Origin of the sequence: Pseudodonghicola sp., from assembly GCF_048268305.1 — a bacterium.
Classification (GTDB): Bacteria; Pseudomonadota; Alphaproteobacteria; order Rhodobacterales; family Rhodobacteraceae; genus Pseudodonghicola.
Window position 1 is genome coordinate 169,032 of sequence record NZ_JBLWVT010000008.1, and the last position, 15,589, is coordinate 184,620.

Consider the following 15,589-nt stretch of genomic DNA (forward strand, 5'->3'; position numbering starts at 1 on the left):
CAAGGGCTACCAGCGGGCGACGGCATCGCAGGGATTCCGCCAGATCGAAACCGCATAGAATCCTTCAGGACCACCAAACCGCAAGCACGGCTGGCGGCTCTATTTCCCGAGTCATTTGCACGCCAAGATCACTTGATAAGAGGGTCTAAAATACACCTTATCGAGTCGAATTCTTTCTCAGTGACGAGGTTCCAAACTCGTAACAGGGAGTAAAGGATTTGACCGTAAAGATTCGCTCCGTTACGCAAAAGAAGCCTATTGAGGTGTTTCGCGAAAAACCAAGGGGGCGACGATGAAGCAATCAGGAACGACTGCAACAGGCTTCAGCCGCCTGATCTTTGCGCTCCTCCTCATGGCGTTATCGGGCCTTCTGGGCGCGGCCCAGGCGCAAAATGCAGGCCAACCGGGGGCCACCGACGACGAGGATATCCAGCTTCGTCAGACCCGGATGATCGAAAATCCGATCTCGCCGCCCGATACGACCAGCCCGCGCGCGACCTTGGAGAGCTTTCTTCTGATTATGCATCAGGCAAGCGCTGAATGGATCGACATCCGCGATTCCTATTTCGACGGCGACACGTTGTTTTTGACCAATGGAGAGAAAACCCGTCTCATCCACGTTAGCGCACTTCTGGAAAAGGCGATGCAGACGTTCGACCTTTCTGAAATTCCCGCCACTGCGCGTGACCGGGTCGGAATCGAAATCGTGCTGCAGGCGCAGGAAATCCTCGACCGAATATATCTGCCCGACCTTGAGGACGTGCCCGGCGACCCCGCCGGAGATTACACCGCGCCAGCGCAGGGCACCGAACTGCCCAGTCAGTGGATCCTTCCCGGCACAAGCCTGATCATCGCCCGACAAGACACCGGCGAACAAAGCGGCCAATATCTGTTCAGTGCCAGCACCGTCAGCCGCATCCCCAGCGATTACGAGATCATCAAAGCCCTGCCACTGCACGCAGACCGGGGTGAAGATCTTTACAGCTATTACATCTATACGCCCGGCGATCTGGTCGCGCCGCGATGGTATGAATATATTCTGAAAGGCCCGGACTGGCCGAAGCGCACATTCGCCGGACAGGCCTATTGGCAATGGTTGGCGCTGGCGCTTCTAAGCGCGTTTTATATCATGGCCTTGGGACTTTATGCGCGTTGGCGCCGCTCCAGCGACACGCCCGAGGACGAGCCGAAGGACAAGAACTGGACCCGCGTTGTCGCGCCGGCGGTGGTCATCCTGGCGGCGAACCTGTTTCGCAGCCTCTGCGAAAACGACATCAACATTACCGGCCCGCTGATGCAGGCGATCGCCACGGCCACCAGCGCCGGCGTCTGGGCGGCTTCTGCCTGGCTCACCTATCAGGCGCTCCAGCTCCTCTATGACTGGACATTGAGCAAGACGACGATCACCAGCGGCGGCCTGGATTCGAGCCTGCTGCGCACCGGCTTCAGGGTCGTTTCCTTCGCAATCTCCACCCTGATCGTCGGCTATGGCGCCACCCGTGTCGGCATTCCGATCTATGGGGTTGTCGCCGGTCTCGGTGTCGGCGGCCTGGCCATCGCGCTGGCCGCCCAGCCAACGATCGAAAACCTGATCGGCGGCATCATTCTTTACGCCGACCGGATCGTGCGCGTCGGCGATTTCTGTCAGTTCGACGACCTTTCCGGAACGGTGGAGGAGATCGGCATTCGCTCCACTCGCATCCGCGCCCTCGACCGTACCCTGATCACCATCGCCAACGCCGACCTCGCCAAGCGCAAGATCACCAATTTCAGCCAGCGGGATGTCTTTCTGTTCCGCCACAAGCTGGGCCTGACCTATGAGACCGACAACAACACCATCCTTGGCCTGATCGCCGCGATCCGCGAACGGCTGGAGGCCCATCCCGCCGTGCTGGCCCAGCCACTGCGGGTCCGGCTGGTGGAATACGGCGACTTCGCCATCAACCTTGACGTCTACGCCAATGTCGCCGCCTTCGATATGAATGCATTCCTTGCCGTACAGGAGGAATTGCTGATCGACATCCGCGCGATCATCGATGCGCATGGCTCCGATCTGGCTTTGCCCGCCTCCCAAGTCTATCTGAAAGAGGAAAGCCAGCCCAAGATCGCCGCGGCCACCAAGCCGCCAACCGATTCGGAGGGCTGAGACCCGGCTTTCCGCCAGTCGCCTGCCGTCACAGACCGCCGGATGCGCGCCCCGCTGAAACCGGCCCAGGGCGATAGCTCCGCACATTTCACGTGACGTCGCACTTGCCCCATGTCGGGTGGCATCAGAGAAATTTCACAGGGAGGCGTCTTGCGAAACGCTGTTTCGCAAGACGCGAGAGGAACGAAAGGAATTCCGCCGTGACGATGCCTGCCGCCTTTGACCATCTGCGACTGCCGCTGATCGGCAGCCCGCTTTTCATCATCTCGAACCCCGATCTGGTGATCGCCCAATGCAAGGCCGGCATCGTCGGCTCCTTCCCGGCGCTGAACGCGCGCGAGAAGGAGGGTGAGCCGATCGAGCTGGAACGCTGGCTGCAGCGGATCACCGAGGAGCTTGACCGCCACAATCAGGCAAACCCGGATCGCCCCGCCGCCCCTTTCGCGGTCAACCAGATCGTGCACCGGTCGAACGGTCGGCTGGAGCGGGATGTGGAGCTTTGCGTGAAATACAAGGTGCCGGTCTGGATCACCTCGCTCGGCGCGCAGACCTGGGTCAATGACGCGGCCCATTCGGTGGGCGGCATCACCTTCCACGATGTGATCAACAACAAGTTCGCCAAGAAGGCGGTGGAAAAGGGCGCCGACGGTCTGATCGCGGTCGCCGCCGGCGCCGGCGGCCATGCCGGCGCGCTGTCGCCCTTCGCGCTGGTGCAGGAGATCCGCGACTGGTGGGATGGGCCGCTGTTCCTGTCCGGCTCCATCGCGCGCGGTGACAGCATTCTGGGGGCGCAGGCCATGGGGGCAGACGGCGGCTATGCCGGGTCGATCTTCATCGCCACCGAAGAGGCCAACGCGGTCGAAGGCTACAAGCAGATGATCGTCGAACATGCCGCCGACGATATCGTCTATTCCAACCTCTTCACCGGCGTCTGGGGCAACTACCTGAAACCCTCGATCGCCGCCGCCGGCATGGATCCGGACGCGCTGGAGCGTTCCGATCCGTCGAAGATGGATTTCGGCGAAAACCGTGAAAAGCCCAAGAGCTGGAAAGAAATCTGGGGATCTGGCCAGGGCATCGGCGCGGTGCGCGAAGTGCTGCCGGCCGCCCAGGTGGTGGAGCGGCTGGAACGCGAATATCTCGCCGCGCAGGACCGTCTGGCCAAGACGCTGGGCTGGACCCGGGCGTAAGGACCACCGCCAGACCTGTTACAGCGCCCGCCCATCCCGGCGGGCGCTTTCGTTTGTCGCCCGGGGCCCATTGGCACCCGGGCGAAACGTCTCAGGCCGGCTCCAGCTCGGCCCGGATCTCGGCCCGCAACGCCTTGCGGTCGAGTTTGCCCACCGGCGTCTTCGGCAGGGCGGCGCGGAATTCCAGATCGCGGGGGATTTCGTGGCGGCCCAGCTTGTCGGCCAGAAACGCCTGCAACTCGTCCAGCGTGAAGGGTTTGGCGCCCGGGTTCAGCACCACGAAGACCTTGGCGCTTTCGCCGCGATAGGGATCGGGAATGCCGGTGGCCATCGCCTCGGACACGGCGGGATGGCGGTGCACCGCGTCCTCGATCACCACCGGATAGACATTGAAGCCGCCCGAAATGATCATGTCCTTCTTGCGATCGACCAGGTAGAGGAAGCCATCCTCATCCATCCGGGCGATATCGCCGGTCAGAAACCAGCCGTCATGGAAGGACGCCGCGGTCTCCTCCGGTTTGTTCCAATAGCCGCCGGTGACATTGGGGCCACGGATCACCATTTCGCCTTCCTCGCCATAGTCCAGCTCACGGGAGGGATCGGCGGTATCGACGATCTTGATCTCAAGCCCCGGCAGCGGAATGCCGATGGTGCCCAGCTTGCTGTCGGGCACATCGGGCGGCATGTTCGACCCGGCCGGCGCGGTTTCCGTCATGCCCCAGCCGCCGCGCAGCTTGAGGCCGGTCAACTGGCGGATCCGCTGGAACACCTCGACCGGCAGCGGCGCACCACCCGATCCGATGAATTCGAACGACGAAAGATCGCGGTCCTCGACCCCTGGTTGACGCAGGATGGCGATCCACATGGTCGGCACCCCGGTCATGATGTTGATGCCAAAGGTCTCGATATCGTCCAGTGCCTGCGCCGCGTCGAACCGCGGCCGCAGATGGATCGTCAGCCCGTCGCAGAAGCCACGCAGCAATTGGGTCGACAGCCCGAGGATATGGAAGACCGGCGAGAAGAGCAGCGTCCGCTTGCCCGGTTCCCGCACCGACTCGCCCTTGAGGAATTCGCGGTAGATATTGACCGAGGCCGCGATATTGGCATGGGTCAGTACCGCCGCCTTGGGCCGCCCGGTGGTGCCGCCAGTATATTGCAGCAGCGCGATATCCTCGGGTGCGGTCGGCACCGGATCCCACTCCGCCCTCTCGTGTCCGGCCCAGAAGGCAGCCAGGCTGATCGCCCCGTAAGACACGCCCTCGCCCTTCAGCAGGGTGTCGGGACATTGCACCACCGGCGGCAGGCTGCCATAGGCCGCGGCCCCGGTCAGCGGCCCGGAAAACTCCGGCGCGGTCAGGGAAATCACCAGCTTGGCGCCACTGTCGGCCAGCTTGTGGGCGATCTCTCCAGCGGCGTCGAGCGGGCTCAGGTGGGTGACGGTCAGCCCCGCCGCCATGGCGCCGAAGAAAAAGACCGGATGCCAGGGGCTGTTCGGCAGGTGCAGCGCCAGCCGGTCGCCAGGCTGCAATCCGCGGGCGGTCAACGCCGCCGCGGCACGGGCCGCCATCGCCCGCATCCCGGCATAGGTGATCTCTTCTCCACCATATTCGATCAGCACGCGGTCAGCATGTTCGGCAAAGCCGCGATCCAGCATCCGGGTCAGCGTGGTCTGCGGCGGAATGAAGTCGGGCGCGACGCCCTCGTTGTAAAAGGCGTGCCACGGCCGTGAGCCGGGCTTGGGCAAATCTGTCATGCAAGGTTCCTCCCCTTGACGACAGAGTGCCTTTGCCAGGGGCAAGGATCCAGTTTTTCCTTGCGTGATTTGTTCCTATTGCTCCGACAACGACCCATGCAGGCCAGATATCCGGGCAAGCCTCCGGATCAGTTGGCGGCCAGCACCATCGGCAGGCTGCCGGCGCCGGCGGTGTACCAGGCGACGATCCGGGCACGCTCCTCCGGCTCCATCCAGGTCAGGTTGGCGGGCGGCATCGCCTGAGTGGCGCCGGCCTGCAAAAAGATCAACCGCGCATGCTGCGCGACATCGGCCGGGGTCTCGAGCAGCACGTTCTTCGGCGCGCGGTGAATGCCATCCCAGACCGGTTCCCGCGCATGGCACATGGAACAGCGGCTCATCACGATATCGGTGACATCCTCGAAGCCATCCGCCTCGGCAAAGGCGGTCTCGACCCGGTTCAGCGCCCGCGCCTCGCTATCGTCATAGCTGTCCTGCTGCAGCGGCGCCAAGGACAACGCCATGATCGCGACGAAGAGCAGCGCGGTGACCGCCCAGGTCCAGAGCGGATTGCCGGCGCGGGCGTGGCGGGTGTTGAAGTAATGCCGGATCGTCACCCCCATCAGGAACACCAGCGCCGCGATCACCCAATTGTACTGGGTGGCGAAGGCCAGCGGATAATGGTTCGACAGCATCAGGAAGATCACCGGCAGGGTGAGATAGTTGTTATGGGTCGACCGCAGCTTGGCGATCCGCCCGTATTTCGCATCCGGCACCCGGCCGGCCTTCAGATCGGCGACGACGATCTTCTGGTTGGGAATGATGATCATCGCCACATTGGCGGTCATGATCGTCGCGGTGAAGGCGCCCAGATGCAGCATCACCGCCCGACCGGTGAAGATCTGGTTGTACCCCCAGCCCATCGCCACCAGCAGCAGGAACAGCAGGATCATCAGCGCCGTCGGCTTTTCGCCCAGCCCCGATTTGCAGAGGAAATCATAGACCAGCCAGCCGATCGTCAGCGAGGCGGCCGAGATCAGGATACCCTGCCATTGCGTCAGCTCGACCTTCTGGGCGTCGATCAGATACAGCTCCGCCCCTGCCCAATAGATCACCATCAGCAGCGCCGCGCCGCTGAGCCAGGTGGAATAGCTTTCCCATTTGAACCAGGTCAGATGCTCGGGCATGTGCTCGGGCGCGACCAGGTACTTCTGGATGTGATAAAAACCACCGCCATGGACCTGCCATTCCTCGCCATAGGCGCCCTTCGGCAGATGCGGCGCCTTCCGCAGCCCCAGATCGAGAGCGATGAAATAGAAGGACGACCCGATCCAGGCGATGGCGGTCACCACATGCAACCAGCGGATGGCAAAGCCCAGCCAATCCCAGATGATCACCATTTCCTGCATCATATCCCTCCGACAGCGCTGTTTTTCCGCAGCCTACCCCGGTTGCGTATTGTCAAGTATCCGCCGAAAGCGCCAAGATGCTTCAAATAAAAACGAACAATGATGCCCGATGGCCTACCTGGACAACATCCAGACCTTCGTCAGAGTCTATGAATTGGGCAATATGTCCGCCGCGGCCCGGGATCAGAGGATTTCGGCCGCCGTCGCCTCGGCACGGATTTCCCAGCTCGAAGACCATCTGAACGTGCGGCTGTTCCAGCGCACCACCCGAACGCTGAACCCGACCGAACAGGGGCATCTGTTCTATCGCGGCGCCTGCAAGATCCTCGAGGCGGTGGATGCGGCAGAGGCGGAGATATCGAACCTCACCATGACGCCGCGCGGGTCGCTCTTCGTCGCGGCCCCGCTGGGGCTGGGCCGCCGGCTGATCGCGCCGAAACTGCCCGATTTCAAAGAGAAATATCCGCTGATCGACATCCGGCTACGGCTGTCGGACCGCAAGCTCGATCTCGCGGCCGAGGGTCTGGACATGGCCTTTTTCCTTGGCATCCCCGAGGATTCCGCGCTGCGGATGCGCAAGATCGCCGATATCCCCCGCCTGCTCTGTGCCGCGCCCTCCTATGTCGACCGGCGCGGCATGCCGGAGAATGGCGACGACCTGTTGCGCGACAAGCACGCCTGCCTGAACCTGCGCTATCCCGGCGCGCCCGAATTCCAGTGGCCGCTACAGACCGATGACGGGGTCCAGCGGTTCTCGGTGCAGGGGCCGTTCGAAAGCGACGACGGCGACGTGCTGACCGGCTGGGCGCTCGACGGGCACGGCATCATCCTGAAACCGATCTTCGAGGTGGCCGAGCACCTGAAATCCGGCGCCCTGATCCCGGTGGCAGAGGACAACCCGCCGGTGCCGATCCAGCTCGCCTGTCTCTACATGCACCGCCGCCGGCAGGATCCGAAGACACGGCTTCTGATCGATTTCATGGCCGATCACATCCAGGCGGCGATGAAATGACCGCCACCGCGCCCGGATCAGGTTCCTGAGGCCCGGTCAGCTGCCGCGATAGGTGGAATAGCCGAAGGGCGAGAGCAGCAGCGGCACGTGGTAATGCGTGGGCTCACTCATGCCGAAGCGGATCGGGATCAGGTCGAGGAAGCGCGGCGGCTCCTGCGCCGGGCCGGTCTCGTCCAGATAGGCACCGGCATGGAAGACCAGCTCATAGGTGCCGGGGGCGAAGGCCTCAGCCGGCAGGATCTGGGCATCGGTGCGACCGTCCGCATTGGTGATGACGGTCTTCAGAAGCTGGCGATGTTCTCCCTCGATCCGGTAGAGGTCGATCCGCAGTCCCGCCGCGGGCGCGCCTCGCGCGGTATCCAGAACATGTGTCGTCAGATAGCCAGCCATCGTTCATCCCTTTTGCCCGGAGTGTGCCTTGTTCTTACGCAGATGGATCCTCTGTCGCACCCACGAATTGGCTACAACTCCTTCAAGAATTCCTGAAAACTCAAACACGCATTTCTAGTTTACACCAATCCCGTGCACAGCAGGAGAGATGACGATGACACGCTACCCCCGTGACATGCGCGGCTATGGCGCGAAGGCGCCCGATGCGAAATGGCCCGGCGGCGCCAAGGTCGCGGTGCAATTCGTGCTGAACTATGAGGAAGGCGGCGAGAATTGCATCCTGCACGGCGATGCCGCCTCCGAGGCCTTCCTGTCGGATATCGCGGGCGCCGCCCAATGGCCCGGCCAACGGCACTGGAACATGGAGTCGATCTATGAATACGGCGCCCGCGCCGGGTTCTGGCGGCTGCACCGGCTGTTCACCGGCGCCGGCATTCCGGTGACGATCTATGGCGTCGCCACCGCGCTGGCGCGCAGCCCCGAACAAGTCGAGGCGATGAAGGCCGCCGGGTGGGAGATTGCCAGCCACGGGCTGAAATGGGTCGAACACAAGGACATGCCCGAGGCGGAGGAGCGCGCCGCGATCGCCGAGGCGATCCGCCTGCATACCGAAGTGGTGGGCGAACCGCCGCGTGGCTGGTACACCGGTCGCTGTTCGGCCAATACCGTGCGGCTTACCGCCGAGACCGGGCAGTTCGACTATATCTCCGACACCTATGACGACGACCTGCCCTATTGGCTGGAGCTTGAGGACCGCGATCAGCTGGTCATCCCCTATACGCTCGAAGCCAATGACATGCGCTTCGCCACCGCGCCCGGCTATATCACCGGGGAGCAGTTCTTTACCTATCTGCGCGACGCCTTTGACGTTCTCTATGCCGAAGGTCGGGCCGGCGCGCCCAAGATGATGAACATCGGTCTGCATTGCCGGCTGATCGGGCGGCCGGGCAAGCTGGCCGGGTTGAAGCGCTTCATCGACTATATCAGCGAATTCGAGGATGTCTGGACACCGCGGCGGATCGACATCGCGCGGCACTGGGCAGCACATCACCCGCACAAGCGCTGGCAGCGGCCGAGCCAGATGGCGAGGAAGGCCTTCGTCGCCAGGTTCGGCGGCATCTATGAACATTCGCCCTGGATCGCCGAGCGCGCCTTTGATCTCGAGCTGGGCCCGGCGCATGACAGTGCCGTGGGTCTGGCCAATGCGCTGGCGCGTATCTTCCGCACCGCCAACGCCAAGGAACGGCTGGGCGTGCTGCTGGCCCACCCCGATCTGGCCGGCAAGCTGGCGGCGGCCAAGCGGTTGACGGCGGAAAGCACCGCCGAACAGGCCAGCGCCGGGCTCGACGCGCTGACCGACGCGGAACGCGAGACCTTCTCCCGGCTGAACGCGGCCTATGTGGTGAAATTCGGCTTTCCCTTCATCATCGCGGTGCGCGATCACGACAAGCCCGGCATCCTCGCCGCCTTTGAACGGCGGCTGGAGCATGACCGCGATCACGAATTCGCCGAGGCCTGCCGCCAGGTCGAGCGGATCGCCGGGCTGCGGCTGAAGGCTTTGCTGCCATGAGCGCGCGTGCGTTTCCCGTGAAACATCGCGCCGGGGGCGCCCGGCGATGATCCCGATCCTGACCGAACCGCTGACCGCCGCCGCCTTTGCCCCCTTTGGCGACGTGATCGAACTGAAAGGCGCCCCCGACAAGATCATCAACCAGGGGCTTTGCGGCCGGCACCACGATCTGGCCCGGGTCGAAACCGACGCCGAGGGGCGCGTCGGCATCAGCCTGTTCGACGCCGAACCGCGCGCCCTGCCCTATCAGCTTGAGATGATGGAGCGGCATCCGCTCGGCAGCCAGGCCTTCCTGCCGCTGGCGCCCACCTCTTTTCTGGTCATTGTCGCGGCAGATGATGGCGATCGCCCCGGCAAACCGCGCGCTTTCTTGACCGCGCCGGGACAGGGGATCAACCTTTTCAGGAATACTTGGCACGGGGTGCTGACCCCGCTGTCCCCGCCCGGCGTCTTCGCCGTGGTCGACCGCATCGGCCCCGGGGACAACCTGCAGGAATACTGGTTCGACACCCCCTATCGCGTCGAGGCCGGCGCATAAGATCAAGACCGAAGACCCAATACCCAAAATCAACAAGACGACCGGGTCCCACCCGGCATCCGACAAGGAGGGACAGAAATGGCCAAGATCGGCAGCGCAGAGCAGATGCGCGATCCGAATTACACGCCGCCGCTCGCGGTGGCGATTCCGCTGGGTATCCAGCATGTGCTGGCGATGTTCGTGTCGAACGTGACGCCGGCGATCATCGTGGCAGGCGCCGCCGGCTTCGGCTTTGGATCGAACAGCCCGGATTTCCCGGAACTGCTCTACATGATCCAGATGTCGATGCTGTTCGCCGGTGTCGCCACCCTGTTCCAGACCATCGGCTTCGGCCCGGTGGGCGCGCGGTTGCCAGTGGTTCAGGGCACCTCCTTCGCCTTCATCCCGATCATGATCCCACTGGTCGCCGGCAAGGGCGTCGATGCGCTGGCGGCCCTGTTCGGCGGCGTGCTGATCGGCGGGCTGTTCCATGCCTGCCTGGGCCTGGTGATCGGCAAGATCCGGTTCGCCCTGCCGCCGCTGGTGACCGGGCTGGTGGTGACGATGATCGGCCTGGCGCTGGTCAAGGTCGGCATCGAATATGCCGCCGGCGGCGTGCCGGCCAAGGATGCCGGCGCGGCAAGCTATGGCGGGCTGCTAAGTTGGTCGGCCGCGCTGGTGGTGATCTTCGTGACGCTCGCGGTGAAGTTCTTTACCCGCGGCATGCTGTCGATCTCGGCCGTGCTGATCGGCATCGTGGTGGGCTATGTCTATTGCATCATGGTGGGCATGCTCCCCCCCGCCAAGATCGCCGGAAGCTGGAACAACGCCGCCGTCTTCGCGCTGCCGCAACCGTTCAAATACGGCTTTGAATTCTCGACCGCCGCCGTCATCGGCTTCTGCCTGATGGCCTTCGTCTCGGCGGTGGAAACCGTCGGTGACGTCTCGGGCATCACCAAGGGCGGCGCCGGGCGCGAGGCCACCGACAAGGAGATCGCCGGCGCCACCTATGCCGACGGTCTGGGCACCGCCATCGCCGGGCTGTTCGGGGCGCTGCCCAATACCTCGTTTTCCCAGAACGTCGGCCTGATCGCCATGACCGGGTTGATGAGCCGCCATGTGGTGACCTTCGGCGGCATCTTCCTGATCATCTGCGGGCTGATCCCCAAGGTCGGCGGCGTCATCCGCACCGTGCCGATCGAGGTGCTGGGCGGCGGCGTCATCGTGATGTTCGGCATGGTGGTGGCCTCGGGCATCTCGATGCTGTCGGACGTGAACTGGAACCGGCGCAACATGGTGATCTTCGCCGTCGCCCTGTCCTTCGGTCTGGGTCTGCAGCTTGAGGTCATGAACCTGCCCGCCAGCGCCCCCAATGCGCTGCAACATCTGCCCGATACGCTGCGGATTCTGGGATCCTCCGGCATCCTGCCGGCGGCGCTGATCGCCATCGTGCTGAACCTGATCCTGCCGGAAGAACTGCCCGACGAGGCAACCGATGAGGTTTCCGGCGGTCTGGCCGGACATGGCAAGGGCTCGCTTGCCGGCGAGTGATCGTCTCACCGGCTTTGGAACCTGTGGCGCCCGTCATCTGGAAAGATGACGGGCGTTGCTTGTCGGTGAATGGCGCGCTGTCGCAACAGTCGAAAACGTCCGCCGCGGAGGAAGGTTTCGCCTCAATTCTCGCGCGGATCGCTCACAGCGGCATATGCCGGTTCACGTCCTTGTAGAGCAGATAGCGGAACGGTCCCGGCCCGCCGGCATAGCAGGCCTGCGGGCAGAAGGCGCGCAGCCACATGTAGTCGCCGGCCTCGACCTCGACCCAATCCTGGTTGAGCCGATAGACCCCCTTGCCTTCCAGCACGTAAAGCCCGTGTTCCATCACATGGGTTTCGGCGAAGGGGATCACCGCGCCGGGTTGCAGGGTGACGATATTCACATGCATGTCGTGCCGCAGGTCGGTCGGGTCGACGAAGCGGGTGGTGGCCCATCGGCCCTCGGTCCCCGGCATGGCGATCGGGGCGTGATCATCCTCATGGCTGACGAAGGCCTCGGGGGCGGCCAGCCCCTCGACCGCGACATAGGCCTTGCGCAACCAGTGGAACCGCGCCGGCCCCTGCCCTGTTGCCCGCAGGTGCCAGCCGCTGCCCGCCGGCAGATAGGCGTAGCCGCCCGCGGCCAAGTCATGCGACTGACCGTAGATGGTCAGCCGCAGCGTCCCCTCGACCATGAAAATCACCGCCTCGGCGTGCGGGTTGGTCTCTGGCCGGTCGCTGCCGCCACCGGGCTGAACCTCGGCGATGTAATGCGAGAAGGTCTCGGCAAACCCGGTCATCGGCCGGGCGATCACCCAGAACCGCGCCTCGTTCCAGAACGGCAGCGCGCTGGTGACGATGTCGCTGAAACAGCCCTTGGGGATCACCGCATAGGCATTGGTGAACACCGCCCGGTCGGTCAAAAGTTGCGTCTGCGGCGGCAGGCCGCCGGTGGGCGCGTAATAGCGATGATCGGTCATGGGTCTGGGTCCAGTGCAATGACATTCGGAGCCCCATCAAAGGCCGAAGCCCCGGCGCTTCCAACCGCTTTCAGAGTCGGGACAACCAGAAACACTGGATGGAAAATCCTGATAATCGCCATCGCCGCCAGGTTAGGGCAATAATATTGCCCTAAATTCCCCAGGGATTTTGCGAAATGTCAATTCAGGGCGTCTTGCTCAGCCGGTATGCAAAGGTTACCAACCTGCTACCTGAATTTCGGAGGAGAGTTCCATGAGCATGCTCATTCGTGGCGGCGCCATGCTGGCGATCACCGCTGCCCTGCAAATCGGCGGCACTGCCGCGAACGCGCAAACCGAGGTGAAGATCGGCTATGCCCTGTCGCCGACCTCGCACTACGGCGTCGCTGCCAACAAGTGGCAGGAAGTCGTCGAGGCCGAAACCAACGGCAAGTTCGTCTTCAAGCATTTCCCCTCCTCCGGTCTGGGCGGTGAGCGCGAAGTGATCGAAGGCCTGCAGATCGGCACCGTCGAGGCGACCATCGTATCCTCGGGCACGCTCAGCAACTTCGTCCCCGAAGCCGGCGTCTTCGACATCCCCTTCATGTTCCGCGATCTGGGCCATGCCCGCCGCGTGCTGGACGGGCCGATCGGCGACGGCATCCTGGCGAAGTTCGACGATGTCGGCCTGCATGCGATGGCCTGGGGCGAACAGGGCTTCCGCCACATCACCAACAACCGCAACCCGATCCACACCCCTGCCGACATGGCCGGGATGAAGCTGCGGACGATGGAAAACCCGATCCATATCGAGGCCTTCACCGTGCTCGGCGCGGCGCCGACCCCGATGGCCTGGCCCGAGGTGGTCAGCTCGCTGCAACAGGGCGTGATCGACGGGCAGGAAAACCCGCTGTCGGTGATCGTCTCGGTCAAGCTGGACGAAGTGCAGAAGTACCTGACCCTGTCGGGCCATGTCTATTCGCCGGCGATGCTGCTGGTTTCCAAGCCCTTCTGGGACGGTCTGTCGGACGAGGACAAGGCCGCCTTTGAAAAAGGCGCCGCCGAGGCGGTGATCGCCATGCGCGGCTTTGTCGACGATGTCGAAGCCAGCGGCGTCGAAACCCTGCGGCAGCGCGGCATGGAGATCAACGCGCTGACCCCGGAAGAAAAGGCCGAATTCCTCAAGGCGGTCGCCCCGGCCTATCAGGAATATTACAAGACCTACGACAAGGCGCTGATCGACAGCATCATCGCGACCGAGTAATCGCACTTCCGCGACAATTCCGGGCGGCGCGGGCCTCGCGCCGCCTTTGCCATTCGAAAGACTGACCTGCCGATGCGACAGATCGAACGCCTTTTCGTCACCCTGAACGGCGCCGCCGTCATCCTGCTGCTTGCGGGCATGGCCGGCGTTGTCGGCACCAATGTGGGGCTGCGCTATCTCACCAACAATTCGCTGCCCTGGGCGGATGAGGCGGCGCGTTACATGATGATCTGGATGACCTTCCTGGGCGCCGGGCTGGCGCTGCGGTCGGGCATGCATGTGGCAATCACCAACCTGCAGGATTCGCTGCCCAATGCCGCGCGCATCGCGGTGCGGGCGCTGATCCTGGTGCTGCTGCTGGGGTTCTTCGCCTTCATGGTCTGGGTCGGCTGGCAATACATGCAGCGGATGCAGTTCCAGAAGACCCCGGCGCTGCGGCTGTCGTTCAAATATATCTACGCGGCGATGCCGATCGGCTTCGGCCTTCTGATCGTGCACCTGCTGCTGATCGCCCATCCCTTCGTTTCCGCCGGACATTACAAATCCCACGGTGAGGAAACCGACGCTTTGCCCGGGGGCGCAAATGGCTGAGATTCTCTTTCCCGCCCTCTTCATCCTGCTGGCCCTGGGGGTTCCCGTCGCCTTTGCGATGATCATTTCGGTCTTCGCCGCGCTCAGCCTCGGCAGCACCTATCCCCATATCGTCGTGGTGAAGGAGATGTTCGCCGGGCTCGACAGCTTCCCGCTGCTGGCGGTGCCCTTCTTCGTTCTGGCGGCCGAGCTGATGACCGGCGGCGGCATCACCCAGACGCTGCTGCGCTTCGTGTCGCAGTTCGTCGGCCACATGCGCGGCGGGCTGGGCTATGCCAACGTGATCTCCTCGACCCTCTTCGCCGGCATCTCCGGCTCGGCGCTGGCGGATGCGGCGGGACCCGGGGCGATGATGATCCGGATGATGGAAAAGGGCGGCTACGACAAATCCTATGCCGGGGCGCTCACCATCTCCAGCGCCATCGTCGGTCCGATCATCCCACCGTCGATCACCATGATCATCTATGCGATGCAGGATGAAAGCGTCTCGGTCGGATCGCTGTTCATGGCCGGGATCGTGCCGGGGCTGCTGTTGTCCGTCGGCACGCTGGCCGGCAACTGGTACGTCAGCCGCAAGCGCAACTATCGCAGCGACGAGGCCCGCCCTGCCCTGCCCGAGATGATCCGCACCAGCATCTATGCGATGCCCGCGATCTTCCTGATCGTGCTGATCATCGGCGGTATCCGCAGCGGCATCTTCACACCGACCGAAGCCTCGGTCATCGCGGTGTTCTATGCGCTGTTCTGCGGCTTCTTCGTCTATCGCTCGCTCAGCTTCCGCAACCTGCCCGAGATCATCCTGCGCGCCGCGCTGGTCAGCACCGCGGTGCTGCTGATCCTGGGCGCCGCCCGCGCCTTTGCCTGGGTTCTGGTCATCGAGGGCATCCCGCAGTTTCTGGCGGAAACCATCATTTCCTGGGATCTCTCGCCGATCCTCTTCCTGCTGGCGGTCAACGTGCTGCTGCTGGTCTTCGGCCTGTTCATGGATCCGCTGCCCGGGGTGATGATCCTGGTACCGATCCTGGCGCCGATCAGCCACGCGTTGGGGATCGCGCCCGAGCATTTCGCCATCGTGGTGATCGTCAACCTGACGCTGGGTCTGGCGACGCCACCGGTGGGCAGTCTGATCTTCGTCGTTGCCTCGACCGTCGGGCTGAAACCCGGCGTGCTGATCCGCGAGATGCCGCCGTTCTTCCTGACCAGCTTCATCGTGCTGATGCTGCTGACATTCGTGCCGGCGCTGTCGACCTGGCTGCCGGCTGCCAGTGGGTTCTGAT

The 15,589-nt window shown here is 63.6% G+C and carries 13 protein-coding genes; 9 read left to right on the plus strand and 4 right to left on the minus strand.

Annotation, left to right across the window (positions count from 1 at the left end; all coding sequences use genetic code 11):
* Window positions 1–292: 292 nt before the first annotated feature.
* Together ACN0V4_RS16055 and ACN0V4_RS16060 are read left to right on the plus strand one after the other, a co-directional pair.
* Complete coding sequence (locus ACN0V4_RS16055) at window positions 293–2,146, plus strand: mechanosensitive ion channel family protein (RefSeq protein WP_417677906.1); 1,854 nt, start codon at window positions 293–295, stop codon at window positions 2,144–2,146.
* Between the two features lie 206 nt (window positions 2,147–2,352).
* Window positions 2,353–3,336 (plus strand): NAD(P)H-dependent flavin oxidoreductase, encoded by a 984-nt coding sequence (locus ACN0V4_RS16060; RefSeq protein ID WP_417678142.1) that lies wholly within the window; start codon window positions 2,353–2,355, stop codon window positions 3,334–3,336.
* A gap of 91 nt (window positions 3,337–3,427) precedes the next feature.
* On the opposite strand, the gene ACN0V4_RS16065 is transcribed toward ACN0V4_RS16060, so the two are convergent.
* Both ACN0V4_RS16065 and ACN0V4_RS16070 read right to left on the minus strand, forming a co-directional pair.
* Entirely contained in the window at window positions 3,428–5,089 is a 1,662-nt protein-coding gene (locus ACN0V4_RS16065) for an AMP-binding protein (RefSeq protein WP_417677908.1), read from the minus strand.
* A gap of 128 nt (window positions 5,090–5,217) precedes the next feature.
* On the minus strand, window positions 5,218–6,477 hold the full coding sequence (locus ACN0V4_RS16070) for a urate hydroxylase PuuD (RefSeq protein ID WP_417677910.1): 1,260 nt from the start codon (window positions 6,475–6,477) through the stop codon (window positions 5,218–5,220).
* Between the two features lie 109 nt (window positions 6,478–6,586).
* On the opposite strand from ACN0V4_RS16070, the gene ACN0V4_RS16075 reads away from it, so the two are divergent.
* Window positions 6,587–7,489: a LysR family transcriptional regulator gene (locus tag ACN0V4_RS16075; RefSeq protein WP_417677913.1), complete on the plus strand. Its 903-nt coding sequence runs from the start codon at window positions 6,587–6,589 to the stop codon at window positions 7,487–7,489.
* A 36-nt stretch (window positions 7,490–7,525) separates the two neighbouring features.
* On the opposite strand, the gene uraH is transcribed toward ACN0V4_RS16075, so the two are convergent.
* On the minus strand, window positions 7,526–7,879 hold the full coding sequence (gene uraH, locus ACN0V4_RS16080) for a hydroxyisourate hydrolase (RefSeq protein ID WP_417677914.1): 354 nt from the start codon (window positions 7,877–7,879) through the stop codon (window positions 7,526–7,528).
* 154 nt (window positions 7,880–8,033) lie between these two features.
* On the opposite strand from uraH, the gene puuE reads away from it, so the two are divergent.
* The 3 genes from puuE (at window position 8,034) to ACN0V4_RS16095 (ending at window position 11,517) form a co-directional block, all read left to right on the plus strand.
* On the plus strand, window positions 8,034–9,449 hold the full coding sequence (gene puuE / locus ACN0V4_RS16085; RefSeq protein ID WP_417677916.1) for an allantoinase PuuE: 1,416 nt from the start codon (window positions 8,034–8,036) through the stop codon (window positions 9,447–9,449).
* Between the two features lie 46 nt (window positions 9,450–9,495).
* On the plus strand, window positions 9,496–9,987 hold the full coding sequence (locus ACN0V4_RS16090; RefSeq protein WP_417677918.1) for an ureidoglycolate lyase: 492 nt from the start codon (window positions 9,496–9,498) through the stop codon (window positions 9,985–9,987).
* Window positions 9,988–10,065: 78 nt separating this feature from the next.
* The gene (locus ACN0V4_RS16095; protein WP_417677920.1) at window positions 10,066–11,517 is read left to right on the plus strand and encodes a uracil-xanthine permease family protein; all 1,452 of its coding nucleotides are present in this window, start codon (window positions 10,066–10,068) and stop codon (window positions 11,515–11,517) included.
* Window positions 11,518–11,659: 142 nt separating this feature from the next.
* Here ACN0V4_RS16095 and ACN0V4_RS16100 read toward each other — a convergent pair whose 3' ends face one another.
* On the minus strand, window positions 11,660–12,478 hold the full coding sequence (locus tag ACN0V4_RS16100; protein WP_417677922.1) for a bifunctional allantoicase/(S)-ureidoglycine aminohydrolase: 819 nt from the start codon (window positions 12,476–12,478) through the stop codon (window positions 11,660–11,662).
* A 253-nt stretch (window positions 12,479–12,731) separates the two neighbouring features.
* Here ACN0V4_RS16100 and ACN0V4_RS16105 point away from each other — a divergent pair, with 253 nt between their 5' ends.
* The 3 genes from ACN0V4_RS16105 to ACN0V4_RS16115 all read left to right on the plus strand — a co-directional run bounded on the left by ACN0V4_RS16105 (window position 12,732) and on the right by ACN0V4_RS16115 (window position 15,588).
* Window positions 12,732–13,721, plus strand: a complete 990-nt coding sequence (locus tag ACN0V4_RS16105; protein WP_417677924.1) for a TRAP transporter substrate-binding protein — start codon at window positions 12,732–12,734, stop codon at window positions 13,719–13,721.
* 72 nt (window positions 13,722–13,793) lie between these two features.
* On the plus strand, window positions 13,794–14,312 hold the full coding sequence (locus tag ACN0V4_RS16110) for a TRAP transporter small permease (RefSeq protein ID WP_417677926.1): 519 nt from the start codon (window positions 13,794–13,796) through the stop codon (window positions 14,310–14,312).
* A complete protein-coding gene (locus ACN0V4_RS16115) occupies window positions 14,305–15,588 on the plus strand; it encodes a TRAP transporter large permease (RefSeq protein WP_417677928.1) in 1,284 nt (427 codons plus the stop codon). The genes ACN0V4_RS16110 and ACN0V4_RS16115 overlap by 8 nt, the downstream gene beginning before the upstream one ends.
* The last annotated feature ends 1 nt before the right edge of the window (window position 15,589 follow it).